At 68.7% G+C, this 12,077-nt stretch carries 13 protein-coding genes and 1 pseudogene; 9 read left to right on the top strand and 5 right to left on the bottom strand.

Annotated elements, in window-relative coordinates; translation table 11 throughout:
* From C1707_RS15385 to C1707_RS15405, 5 genes and pseudogenes are all read left to right on the top strand, one after another.
* On the top strand, window positions 1-255 hold the full coding sequence (locus tag C1707_RS15385) for a hypothetical protein (protein WP_101712176.1): 255 nt from the start codon (window positions 1-3) through the stop codon (window positions 253-255).
* 107 nt (window positions 256-362) lie between these two features.
* A complete protein-coding gene (locus C1707_RS15390) occupies window positions 363-578 on the top strand; it encodes a hypothetical protein (RefSeq protein WP_240633716.1) in 216 nt (71 codons plus the stop codon).
* Between the two features lie 147 nt (window positions 579-725).
* Window positions 726-1,257 (top strand): annotated as a pseudogene (locus tag C1707_RS15395) (DNA-3-methyladenine glycosylase).
* A 14-nt stretch (window positions 1,258-1,271) separates the two neighbouring features.
* A complete protein-coding gene (locus tag C1707_RS15400; RefSeq protein WP_101712177.1) occupies window positions 1,272-2,033 on the top strand; it encodes a histidine phosphatase family protein in 762 nt (253 codons plus the stop codon).
* 5 nt (window positions 2,034-2,038) lie between these two features.
* Window positions 2,039-2,860, top strand: coding sequence for an NAD(P)H-hydrate dehydratase (locus C1707_RS15405; RefSeq protein WP_205686763.1), 822 nt, complete (start codon window positions 2,039-2,041; stop codon window positions 2,858-2,860).
* 51 nt (window positions 2,861-2,911) lie between these two features.
* Here the strand turns inward: C1707_RS15405 and C1707_RS15410 are convergent, their stop codons facing one another.
* Window positions 2,912-4,081, bottom strand: coding sequence for an alpha/beta fold hydrolase (locus C1707_RS15410; protein WP_101712179.1), 1,170 nt, complete (start codon window positions 4,079-4,081; stop codon window positions 2,912-2,914).
* A gap of 285 nt (window positions 4,082-4,366) precedes the next feature.
* Between C1707_RS15410 and C1707_RS15415 the strand changes: the two genes are divergently transcribed.
* On the top strand, window positions 4,367-5,290 hold the full coding sequence (locus C1707_RS15415; RefSeq protein WP_101712180.1) for a methyltransferase: 924 nt from the start codon (window positions 4,367-4,369) through the stop codon (window positions 5,288-5,290).
* Here C1707_RS15415 and C1707_RS15420 read toward each other — a convergent pair.
* From C1707_RS15420 to C1707_RS15435, 4 genes are read right to left on the bottom strand one after another with little or no spacing between them, the layout of a single operon-like run.
* Window positions 5,274-6,095: a cyanophycinase gene (locus C1707_RS15420; protein ID WP_101712181.1), complete on the bottom strand. Its 822-nt coding sequence runs from the start codon at window positions 6,093-6,095 to the stop codon at window positions 5,274-5,276. The genes C1707_RS15415 and C1707_RS15420 overlap by 17 nt on opposite strands.
* Entirely contained in the window at window positions 6,092-6,973 is an 882-nt protein-coding gene (locus C1707_RS15425; RefSeq protein ID WP_101712182.1) for an isoaspartyl peptidase/L-asparaginase family protein, read from the bottom strand. Before C1707_RS15425 ends, C1707_RS15420 begins: the two co-directional genes overlap by 4 nt.
* Window positions 6,963-9,713 carry a cyanophycin synthetase gene (cphA, locus tag C1707_RS15430; RefSeq protein ID WP_101712183.1) on the bottom strand — a complete coding sequence of 917 codons (2,751 nt, stop codon included), beginning with the start codon at window positions 9,711-9,713 and terminating at the stop codon, window positions 6,963-6,965. The genes C1707_RS15425 and cphA overlap by 11 nt, the downstream gene beginning before the upstream one ends.
* Before the next feature lie 2 nt (window positions 9,714-9,715).
* Window positions 9,716-9,925: a hypothetical protein gene (locus C1707_RS15435; protein ID WP_145998324.1), complete on the bottom strand. Its 210-nt coding sequence runs from the start codon at window positions 9,923-9,925 to the stop codon at window positions 9,716-9,718.
* A 572-nt stretch (window positions 9,926-10,497) separates the two neighbouring features.
* Here C1707_RS15435 and trbB point away from each other — a divergent pair.
* From trbB to C1707_RS15450, 3 genes are read left to right on the top strand one after another with little or no spacing between them, the layout of a single operon-like run.
* Window positions 10,498-11,406 (top strand): P-type conjugative transfer ATPase TrbB, encoded by a 909-nt coding sequence (trbB, locus tag C1707_RS15440; RefSeq protein WP_101712185.1) that lies wholly within the window; start codon window positions 10,498-10,500, stop codon window positions 11,404-11,406.
* Between the two features lie 33 nt (window positions 11,407-11,439).
* A complete protein-coding gene (locus C1707_RS15445) occupies window positions 11,440-11,811 on the top strand; it encodes a TrbC/VirB2 family protein (RefSeq protein ID WP_167482912.1) in 372 nt (123 codons plus the stop codon).
* Window positions 11,811-12,077, top strand: a complete 267-nt coding sequence (locus C1707_RS15450) for a VirB3 family type IV secretion system protein (RefSeq protein ID WP_101712187.1) — start codon at window positions 11,811-11,813, stop codon at window positions 12,075-12,077. Before C1707_RS15445 ends, C1707_RS15450 begins: the two co-directional genes overlap by 1 nt.

A 12,077-nucleotide genomic window follows, 5' to 3' on the forward strand; every position in this document is an offset into this window, starting at 1 on the left:
ATGCAGATCGAGGTGTTGAGGGGCCAAGCGCCACGCCTGCGCCCCGCCGTGGGTTTCCTTCATCCGCTGGAGGTGATCAAGGACGAGGATCTGACGCTTGTCTCCAAGCGGGAGATCCTCGCGGCCTGGGCCTCCGACGCTAGCGCGGTCGAAGGAGAGCCCACCAAGAGATGGCTCCTGGGGACCCCCGCGCCGGTTCCGCTGAGCGAGGTGCTTGCCGCGCTCAGTCGTCTCGACCGCGCCAGGGCCCCATGAGTTGGGGCGGACGAGCGGCCCGGAGGGGCCGCTCGTCATTCCCTCGTCGTGTCATTGCTCGAACCTTGACCGTGCCAAGTCTTATCCGCGTAGAACCTGTCGGCCCGGTGTGGGCGCTCAGCACCTGCCTCAGCGAAAACCCGGTCTATTTCTCCACCGGCGCCCGCGCCGAAGTCGCCGCGCGGCGCCTGGCCGAACGCCTGGCCGATGCGGGCGAACCTGTCGTTCTGGAAATACGCCTGCGCGACGGCCAGCGTGCGGGTCGCTTTCTGTTTCCTCCACGGTTCCAGGCCGAGGGCCTTGAGGCCTCGAGCGCGGCGTGAACAGAGAATGTCCGACCAGGCCGCCTTGCGCCTGTCGCTGTTTACCCGCTCGCCATCGGGCGAGACCCTCGGGCGAGACAAGGACCACGGCGCGTGATCGACTTCCTCCAGCCCCCGAGCATCGTGGCGCGGACCTTGATCGGAGCGATGCTCACGGTAGAGGGCGTCGGCGGGCGGATCGTCGAGACCGAGGCCTACGACCTTGACGATGAGGCCTCGCACAGCTTTACGGGCCAGACGACGCGCAATGCGGTGATGTTCGGCCCGCCGGCCCGGGCCTACGTCTACCGCTCATACGGCCTTCACTGGTGTCTCAACATCGTCTGTGGTCCCCCGGCCGGGCGGCGCGGTGCTGTTGCGCGCTTTGGAACCCCTGGCCGGGATCGACGCGATGATCGAGCGGCGAGGCATGAGCGATATGCGGCGGCTGGCGGCCGGGCCTGGTCGGCTCTGCCAGGCGTTGGGGGTGGACGGCGCCCACAATGGCCTGCCGATCGGCGAGGCTCCCTTCGAGCTGCTCCCTTCCCGGGTGGGCGGAGAGATCCTCGTCGGGCCAAGGATCGGCATCAGCAAGGCGCGCGACCGGCCCTGGCGCTTTGGCCTGGCGGGCTCTGGCTTCCTCAGCCGGCCGTTCGCCGTTCGAGCCCCGCCACCCGTTGGCGAACCGCCCCGCGACTGAGGTGTTGTTGGGGGATGGAACAACGTTGGCCCGCCGTCCTCTGGATCGTCCGCCATGGCCAGAGCGCCGGCAATGTGGCGCGTGACGCGGCCGATGCGGCCGGTCTTGGCCGCATCGACATCGCCGATCGCGACATGGACGTGCCGCTTAGCGATCTTGGCCATGAGCAAGCCCGGGCCTTGGGAGGGTGGTTCGCGGCGATGCCGGCAGGCCAGCGGCCCAGGACGCTGATGGCTTCGCCCTATCGGCGCGCGGTGGAGACGAGCCAGGCGATCAGGGCGTCCGGCGGCCTGGAGCGGTCCGACCATCGGTTCTGCATCGACGAGCGCCTGCGCGAAAAGGAATTCGGCGTCTTGGACCGCCTGACCCGGCTCGGGATAGAGGCGCAGTTTCCCGAACAGGCCGAGTTTCGCCGGCTTCTGGGCAAGTTCTATCACCGCCCGCCAGGCGGGGAGAGCTGGTGCGACGTCATCCTGCGCCTGCGCAGCCTGCTCGACACCATCAGCCTGCACCACGGCGGCGATCGCGTTCTCATCGTCGCCCACCAGGTCGTGGTGCTTTGCCTGCGCTATCTCCTGGAAAGCCTGACGGAGGAGCAGATCCTGGAGATCGACCGTCAGGCCGATATCGCCAATTGCGGCGTCACGGAATACCGCTTCGACCCAGGTTGCGGCGCGGACGGGGGTCTTCGGCTGGCGCGCTACAACTTCACCGCGCCGCTTGAAGGCGAGGCGACGGTCACCGCCGCCCCCGACGCCAACGTCGCCGCCCGATGAGCCAGATGATCCAGATCGACGCCGGATGGGTTCGCGACCATCGGCTCCCGCATCCCGGAGACGGCGGCAAGGAGGCGCGGGGCAGGGTGCTGGTGGTCGGTGGCGGGGTGGAACTTCTTGGAGCCGCGCGCCTGGCGGCCGAGGCGGCCCTGCGCGCCGGCGCTGGAAAGCTGCAGATGACCGCGCCGGCCCAAGCGATGGCCGCGACGAGCCTGGTCGTGCCGGAGGCGCGCGTGCTTGGTCTCCCGCAGAACGGCCAAGCCGATGACGCGCTCGTCCAGGCCGCCGGCGAGGCCGACGCGGTGCTGATCGGGCCTGGAATGGAAGCCGACCTTGAGGCGCTGGCGAAGGATCTGTGCCAGCGCGTGCGCGCGCCGCTGGTGCTCGACGCCGGCGGTCTGGTCGCGGCCGATTGCCCGGGCTCGGAAACGCGCGTGCTGACGCCGCACGCGGGCGAGATGGCCAGGCTCCTGGAGAAGGACAGGCGTCACATCGAGGCTGATCCGATCGGCGCGGCCATCCAGGCGTCCGCGCGCTGTTCGAGCGTGGTTGTCCTGAAGGGCGCGCGCACGGTGATCGCCGCGCCGGACGGGCGGCTGGCGCGTTATGCGGGCGGCGGCCCGGGGCTGGGGGTCTCAGGCTCTGGCGACGTGCTCGCCGGCGTGATCGCCGGCCTGCTGGCGCGCGGCGCTGATCCGTTCGAGGCGGCGGCCTGGGGCGTCTATCTGCACGGGGAGGCCGGACGGCGCTTGGCCGAACGGGTCGGCGTCCTTGGTTTCCTGGCGCGGGAGATCGCGCCCGAGATCCCAAGGCTGCTCGACGTCTGACATTGACGTAGGCCCTGCGGATCGCCCTTGCGTTTTCGTCTCGCGCCGTCGTCAGGCCTGGGTCGGGGTTGGCGCGCGCTGGCTGCTCGCCCGCGGGAAGAGGACGCTGTCGCAGAAGCCTTCGATCATCGGAGTATAGCGCTCGGCGCGCTCCAGGAAGCCCATGTGGTTGGCCTTTGCGACGATCTCAAGTCGAGCGCCGGGCGTGGCCTCGGCCAGGGCCTGGCTGGCTTCGCATTTGGTGACGAGATCCTGGTCGCCGGCCAGGATCAGCGTTTGTCGGCCGACGGCCTGCAAGGCGCCGTCCGCGTCCCAGCCGAACATGGCAAGGTTGCCGCGCGCAGAGGCCGCTGGCGAGTTGCGGGTGGCCAGCAGGGTGGTGTGCTCCAGCTGGCTGCGGGTGACATGCCGGGAAAAGCCGATCCGGTTGGCCATGTGGGCCGCACCGCTGAGATAGCTCTGCCAGGCCGATAGCCAGGCCAGCGGCTGCAGCCAGATCGTCAGTCGCAGCATAGGCTCCAGAAGCGGCAGGCGCAGGGCCTGGGCCAGGCTGCCGAGGGCCATGGTGCGAAGCGGGTTGGTGTAGGTGGTGTTGACCAGCACCACGCCGGCGACCGTGTCCGAGAGCTCGGACCAGTCACGCGCCAGCGTCTGGATGGTCATGCCGCCGATGCTGTGACCGACCAGCACCGCAGGCCGGCCGTCAGCCAGAGCCAGCACGGCTTGGAGATCTCTGGCGAAATGGGAAAGATCGACCGCTTGGCCGCTCGCCGCACGCGAGCGGCCAAGGCCGGGCAGGTCCCAGACGATGACTTTGAAGCGTCTCTCAAGATGGCGGCGCAGGACAAACCAGATGGTGCTGTCCAATCCCCAGCCGTGGGTGAGGATCACGGGCGGCGCGTCGGTCGGGCCGTGAACTTCCACATACAGACGCGAACCGGTCGGGCTCTGGATCATATGGGATCGTTCCCGCACGGGGCGCGTGCGTTCGGTGTCGGGCTTGGTAAGGATCCAGGTCGTCGGCCAGCGCCCCAGGAGCGACCAGGCGAGCAGGCCAAGCCCGGTCCAAAGCCGCCAAGGCTCACGCAGCCGGTGGGCCAGGCCCTGAGCGTCGATGACGACGGCGCCATTCCACCAGGACCACAGCAGGTAGCTGGCCGCCGCCAGGATCGCCAGGGACAGTAGCGAGAAAAGCCAGCGGGCGAGCAGGATCAGCGGCATGACGCCTCGCGCGCGAGGTGAAGTTGGGCTTTGTCGGTTTCGCGCATGGGCCTGATTTCCCAAAGGAACTAGCTCGTCTCAACCGGCTGCTCCTTGGCTTGTTCCGTAGAGCAACTTTTGCTTCTCAAGGGCGGCAATTCAGGTTTGCGGGTCGGCCTGGCGCGAGCCTGCACCCAGCGTTCACCCCGCATCCTTTGGCATGCCTGTCCTTGCGGACGGGCCGTGCACGGCGCCCGGAACGCCCAACCAGATCGTTCGTTAGCCGGAGCCAACACGGGGAAGGCCATGAACGCCGACGCGCTCGCCGAACTGCTGCAAATGCTTGACGCTAGGGCCTACGACTTCGTCGTTCCAACGCCGTCCACCTGCCGTCGTATGGCCCAGCGGCCGATGTCAGGACCAGCGAGCCTGCGCGACGTCTTCGGCTGGAGTCGCCCGTTTGACCTGGCCGATCTCGAGCCGGTCATGCAGGACGCCCTGAAACGAAGCGGCGTTCTGCTGGAAGGGCCCGAAGGCTGGCGCAGCGCAGTGAGGGTTTCGCGAGTCCACGGGCGGCTGTTCCTGCATTCGGCCTTCCCAGCGACCGCGTCCGACGCGGTCTTTCTGGGACCCGACAGCTATCGCTTCGCCGATCTCATCGCCGCTGAACTGTCGACGAGCGCGAAGGTTGAGACCCTGCTGGACGTGGGCGCCGGCGCGGGCGTGGGCGGGCTGGTGGCCCAGCGTTATGCTCCTGGCGCGAAGGTGCATCTGTCCGACGTGAACCCCAAGGCGCTGGCCCTGGCCAGGATCAATGCAGCCCACGCGGGCGTCGAGGCGGCGGTGCATGAGGCGGCCGGGCTTGACCACGCGCCGCAAGCGCTGGACCTGATCCTTGCCAATCCGCCTTATGTCGCCGGTGCATCGGGACGGACCTACAAGGACGGCGGCGACATGCACGGCGCGCGGCTGTCGCTGGATTGGGCGATCGCCGGCATGCACCGCTTGGCGCCTGGCGGGCGGTTCATCCTCTATACCGGCAGCGCCATCCTCGATGGCGGCGTGGACGCCTTTCAGCACGCCCTGGCGGCGGCTGTCGACGCCGCCGGCCTGGACCTGCGCTACCGCGAATTGGATCCGGACATCTTTTCCGGCGAATTGCGACGCGAGGCCTATGTCGATGTCGAGCGCATCGCCGCGGTCGGGGCGGTGATCACCCGGCCCGGCTGACCGAAGGGCCCGTCGGTCGTCGCGTCGTGAGGTCCAGGCCGTCCCCGCTGGCGAGGACGTGCATCCGTACGTCGAACATCGACAGGGTGTCGTTTGTCCGGGCCTCGGTGATGTTGGAAGCGGTGACGCTTTCGGCGTCGATGACATAGACCGCTCCGCTGCCGATCACCGTGAAGGCGTCGCCCTCCACGACGACGGCCGTGTCCTCATCGACGCCCACGCCGAGCACGCGCGGGCTCTGGGCCACCGCGCCCAGCAGGCGCCCGATGCGGCCCCGCTCGGCGAAATGCTGGTCGATGATCATGTCCCGCACCAAGCCCAGTCCCGGGGCGAGGTCCAGGTCGCCGATGCGGTGAGTTTCGTCGCTGGGGCCGCGGACCATCATGGTGTCGCTCATCACCGAGGCGCCCGCCGAGGTGCCCGCCAGAAGGCCGCCGGCGCGCCAGATCTCCCGGATGCGCGCTTCGATCGGCGTGTCGCCGATCTGGCTGCTGATGCGCAGCTGATCACCGCCCGAGAAGAACACGCCCGCCGCGCCGTCGAGCACCGCCAGCTTGGCTTCGTCGTGGGTCTCGGCGCGATCCTCGACATAGAGTTCGACGAGATCGGTCACACCCAAAGGCGCGAACGCTTTGCGATACGAGTCCAAATAGCCCTCGGGTTCTCGCGAGGCGATGGTGGCCAGCACCAGCCGCCCGCCGTTCACCCGCTCGGCCACGGCCTTGAGGATGATCTTGTCGCCTTCCTTGTCCTCGTGGCCGCCGATGATGATCAGAGGCCCGTGTCGTGCCGGCTCTTTGCTCATTCAAATGCTCCTGGCCCGTCGTCAGAGCGCTGTATGAAGGCTGCGGCCGGATGGCCGCGGCGGGCATGGGCGACGGCGAACTGGGGGCTGCTGTGCCCCCAGCCGATGCGGCCTTCGGCGTCGATGGCGATCAGGCCGGCTTCGCCGCCGATCCGCGCCAGATGGACCAGGGCGTCGGCCATGGCTTGGTCCGGTTCCATCTGCTCTAGGCCGCGCATGAGGCGCGAGGCGAGTGTGGCGCGGATCAGGCTCTCGCCGTCGCCCGATAGCGATACGGCGCCGACCTGGTTGTCGGCGTAGAGTCCGCAGCCGGGCAGGGGAGAGTCGCCGACGCGGCCCGCGCGGGCGCCGCGGAGCCCGCCGGTGGAGGTCCCGGCCGCCAGATCGCCCCGCTCGTCGAACGCCACGCAGCCTACCGTGTCGCAGCCGGGATCGTCGGGACGCTCGACCGCCAGCTCGCCCGGACCGCAGAGTTCGGCGCATCGCTCGCGAGCGAAGCGTTCGGCGCCCTCGGCGACGAGCAGCACGGGCATCTCCGGCAGCATGGCCGCGGCGACCGAAATCGGGTGGCGCAGGATGCGCACCGCCGCCACAGCGCCCACGGAGAGGTCGCGACCATCCATGATCGCCGCGTCGCACTCGACGTCGCCGTCGGCGTTCCTCACCGCGCCATAGCCGGCATTGAAGGTCGGGCCGTCCTCCAGCACGCGTATCGCGGCCTCGACCGCGTCGATCGCAGCGCCGCCCGCCTCGAGAATGGCCTGTCCGACCGCGACCGCCTGAAGGCAGCCATCGCGGTGAGTTTCTTCCTGGTGCGGGGCTATCGTCTTGGCCCCGCCGTGCACGATGATGGCCCAAGGTCTTTGGTCAGGCGACACCAGCGACCCCCTCGTCGTGCGTGGCGGCTTCCCAGTCCGCCGGCGGATGCGAAGGCGGTTCAAATCTGCGCACCTGGTCCCAGACGGCGTCGACGCCGGTCGGGAACAGCAAGACAAGGTCGCCCGGCCGGGCCATCTTCAGGGCCGCGTCCACAGCTTGGGTTTCGCTGAGGATCCGGTGCAGGCGCGCGGCCGGGAATCCCGCGGCCAAGGCGCCGTTGGTCAGCAGCGACACCACCGTGCCGGGCGGGCGGCCCCGGCCGTCGGGCCGTTCACGAAACACCAGCTCGTCGAACAGGCCCGCGGCGATCTGGCCCATCTCGAGAATGTCGGCGTCGCGCCGGTCGCCGGGGATGCTGACGACACCGATCACCCGGCCCGCCTGCGGCCTCAAGCGCGCGACCAGCGCTCCCATCGCGCGCAAGGCGGCGGGGTTGTGCGCGTAGTCGACGATCACCCGGAAGCCATGGTCGTCATGAACGTTGAAGCGGCCGGGGTTCTGGGCGTGACTCGACGAGAAACGCCCCAGCGCCCGCGCCAGGATCTCGTGCGGGACGCCTTGCGCATGAGCGGCCGCGATCGCAGCCAGGGCGTTGGCGACGTTGAATTCGGCCAGGCCGCCCAGGGTCGCGGGAATATCGCAAGCGCGCATCACCACCGAGCGACGCCCACCGTCGTGGATCACCAGATCGCCGCCATGAACCGAGGGTTCGCGCGCGACCAGCAAACCGCCCTGAGCCAGGTGCTTTTGCAGGAAGGGCGACATTTCCGGCCCGCCTTCCAGCGTGAAGTAGCATATCCGGCCCCCGGCGTGCCTCGCCATTCGCAAGGTCAGCGGATCATCGCCGTTCAATACGCTGACGCCGCGGCGCCCGACCGCCTCGGCGACGATCGACTTGACCTTGGCAAGATCCTCGATGGTTTCCACGCCGCCCAGACCCAGATGGTCGGCAGAGACATTCAGCACGAGACCCACGTCGCATCTGTCGAAACCCAGGCCCTCGCGCAACATGCCGCCACGCGCGGTCTCCAGGACGGCCACCTCGACCGTGGGATCGCGCAGCACCATGCGAGCGCTCTTGGGCCCGCTGGCGTCGGCGGCCAGCACCTTCTCGTCGCCGATATAGATCCCGCTGGTGCTGGTCAGGCCGACTGTCTGGCCCTGCTCGGCGAAAATGCCCGCGATCATTCGGCCGACGGTCGATTTGCCGTTGGTGCCTGTGACGGCGATGATGGGGATCCGACTGCGCGCCCCGGGAGGGTAAAGGTTGGCGATCACAGCCCGGGCGACGTCGCGCGGCCGCCCCTCGGACGGTTCCAGATGCATTCGAAAGCCCGGGGCGGCGTTGACCTCCACGATGCCGCCGCCGGTTTCGCGCACCGAGCGCGTGATGTCGGGCGCCACAAAGTCTATCCCGGCCACATCCAATCCCACCGTGAGCGCCGCCCGCCGGGCGATGCTGGCGTTGTCGGGATGGATCTCGTCGGTGCGGTCGATCGCCGTGCCGCCGGTCGACAGGTTGGCGGTGGCGCGTAGCTGCACGATCTGACCGGAAGGCGGGCGAGAGTCGACAGTCAGGCCCGCCCGTTCCAGTCTCTCCCGGACATGCTCGTCGACCTGGATGCGGGTCATGACCTGCTCGTGGCCTATGCCCCGGCGCGGATCGGCATTGACCCGATCTATGAGGTCCTGAACCGTCGAAGATCCGTCCCCGACCACCTGCGCCGGAACGCGTTCGGCGACAGCCACGACCTCGCCGCCGATCACCAGGATGCGGTAATCGCGACCGTGATACTGCTCTTCGACGACGACGCGTCGGCTATGACGGATCGCCTGGTCGAAGCCCCAGCGCACCTGCTCTTCGGTCTTGAGCCCGACGCTCACGCCTCGTCCGTGATTGCCATCGAGCGGTTTGACCACCACCGGCCCCCGGATGCGAGCGGCCTCGGCCACGGCTTGGTCGGCCGTTCGCACGACCGCGCCCCGGGGCGCGGGCGCACCGACCGCGCTCAGGACCGCTTTCGTCTGGCCCTTGTCGCCAGCGGTCTGCACGGCGATCTGCGAGGTCTGGCTCGTTATGCTGGCGCGGATGAGCTTGCGGCGGGCTCCATGGCCCAGCTGGACCAGGCTGTGCTCGTCGAGGCGGATAGCTGGAATGCCGCGACGCCGCGCTTCCTGCACCAGGGACCGGGTGGTCGGGCCCAGGCGCTCGCCGGCGGCGATGTCGCGTAGAGCGGTGATCGAGCCGTTCAAGTCGAACGGCTTCTCGACCATGCCAGCGAGGGCGGGCGCGACCAGCTCCAGGCCCTCGACGCCTTGCAGGCGTCGAGGCAGGAGGCTGTCGACCAGTGCAACGGCCGCTCGACCCGCCGCGCGCCCCAACCGTTCTCCTTCGTAGACGTAGAGGATGTTGTACACGCCTGGGCGGTCCTTGACCGACCGTGTCTTGCCCCGTCCAGTTCGCTCGCCGGCCATGCATTGCAGTTCCAGGGCGACGTGCTCGATGACATGGCCAAGCCAGGTGCCCTCGCGCAATCGTCGCACAAAGCCGCCCGGCGTCTTGAAACAGCATCCATGAGCCTGGAGGCCTGGCAATGCCGCCAGGAGATGATCGGTGAAGCCCGGCAGGCGCTGGGTTGGCCAGTCTTCCAGGGCTTGAAGATCCAGCTGGATACGGATCATCGGCCGACGGCTGTAGAGGTGCGGGCCCCGATAGGTGGAGGTTTCCAGGACGCGCATGGTCAGGCGGCTTCGGCCTCGACGGTCGTGTCCGCCGCCGTTGACGGCGCCTGGGCCGCGCACGTGTCACGAATGACCAGCGCTGCGGCGATCGCCTTGGTGGCGACGACGCCCCCGGTCCGGCGCGCGCCACGGTCGTCATAGGTTTCCCAACGCCAGCCCTCTTGTTCGCGCCGTATGGAAAATCGAACCATGCGAGCCATCTGGTTCACCTTGACCACCTTCCTGTGAGGTTGGCGAAACGGTGGATCGGGCGGCAAGTTCCTAAGGCGAGTTGGCGACAGAAGTGCTTTTATTTCATATATTTAGCATTTGTTATACGGGCGGGCGCGGACGAGATCGCCCAAGAGCCTGGCCGCTCGACCGGCGCTCGCGGTCGCTACGCGGTGGCTGCAGCCTAAACCAGCGCATCTTTCCACGGCGCATGATGCCGGTCGCGACCTTGTCATCGCCGCCGCTCTGAAGGCGAGCCGACGTGGACTGACGGCGCCATCCCGAGGCCGTAAAACCACTTAGGCGGCGGAAGGCCGCCACGACAACAACGCGCTTCAAGCTTTTGGCCCACGAATTGATCTGGGTAGGCACAACTGTGCTTGTCGCCTGCAATCCCAAGTGCGCAGTGGCGCGAACCTGCCGTTTCCCTGTCTTTGTACGCCAGGATGCGACGGGCCGATTTGGCTGTTGAGATCGGCCGCACCTGGGTCTTCTTACTCATCCCCGTCAGCAACGGGGACCCGCCGTGGACCTTTCCGAAACCGATCTTGGACGCGAGCGCAGCCGCCAGATGCTGCGCACGGCGCTGGGGCCCTTGCTCCTGGCGCGGCTGGAAGATCCGGGCGTGGCCGAGGTCATGCTCAATCCCGACGGCCGGGTGTGGATCGACCGCTTCGATGTCGGGCTGGTCGATGCGGAGCTGTCGGTGGGCGCAGCCGACGCCGAGCGGATCCTGCGGCTGGTGGCCCACCACGTCGACGCTGAGATCCACGCCGGCCGGCCGCGGCTGTCGGCCGAGTTGCCGGGGACCGGCGAGCGCATCGAGGGTCTGTTGCCGCCGATCGTGGCCGCCCCGACCTTCTCCATCCGCAAGCCCGCCAGCCTGGTGTTTTCCCTGGACGACTATGTTCGCGCTGGGGTGATGAGCGAGGATCAGGGCAGGGTGCTGCGAGACGCCGTGGCCATCCGCGCCAACATCCTGGTCGTGGGAGCCACCTCCAGCGGCAAGACCACCCTGGTCAATGCGCTCCTGGCCGAGGTCGCGCGCTCGGGCGACCGGGTGATCATCGCCGAGGACCTGCGGGAGCTGCGGTGCGCGGCCGACAACCAGGTGGCGCTGCGCACCCGAGAAGGGGTGGCCAGCCTTTCGGATCTGGTGCGCTCGTCCCTGCGGCTGCGGCCCGACCGGATCATCATCGGTGAGGTGCGCGGGCCCGAGGCTCTGGACCTGATCAAGGCCTGGGGCACGGGCCATCCGGGCGGGGTGGGGACCTTGCACGCCGGCTCGGCCCTGGGCGCGCTTCTGCGCTTGGAGCAACTGATCCAGGAAGCGGTGGTCGTCGTGCCGCGCGGCCTGATCGCGCAGACGATCGACCTTATCGCGGTCCTGCAGGGGCGGGGCCGACAGCGCCGCCTGGCGGACCTTGCGCGCTTGGAGGGCCTTGGCCCCGACGGCGCCTACCTGCTCAGCCCCGCCTGAGATTTCGCCCCTAAATCCCTGGAGTTGTTGAAGATGTCCACGCGAGAACCCTCGCGCCTGCGCGCACGTCCGTCGTCGGGTTTCATGCTCGATCCCCTGGGCCACATCGGGGCCGCCGGCCCCGTCGCCATCGCCGCCCTCGTGGCCGCCACCTCGGCCAGGGCCGCCGGCTCCTCCATGCCCTGGGAAGAGCCGCTTCAGCGGATCCTGGAGTCCATCGAAGGCCCCGTCGCCAAGATCATCGCGGTGATCATCATCATCATAACCGGCCTGACCCTGGCGTTCGGCGAGACCTCCGGCGGCTCGCGCAAGCTGATCCAGATCGTCTTCGGTCTTTCGATCGCGTTTGCGGCCAGCTCGTTTTTCCTGTCGTTCTTCAGCTTCGGCGGCGGAGCGCTGGTCTGATGGCCGGCGTTCGCGCGACGGGGCTGCCCGCGCCCGTCCACCGGGCCCTGGCCGAACCGATGCTGCTGGCCGGCGCCCCGCGCGCGATCGCCCTGGTCAACGGCACCTTGGCCGCGGCCCTGGGCGTGGGCTTGCGGCTTTGGGTGGTAGGCCTTCTGGTCTGGTTGGTGGGCCATGGCCTGGCCGTCTGGGCCGCCCGCCGCGACCCCCAGATCTTCGACGTCGGCGCCCGGCACGTCCGTCTGCCCGCGCACCTGGAGGTCTGA

This window comes from Caulobacter flavus (assembly GCF_003722335.1).
Taxonomy (GTDB): Bacteria; Pseudomonadota; Alphaproteobacteria; order Caulobacterales; family Caulobacteraceae; genus Caulobacter; species Caulobacter flavus.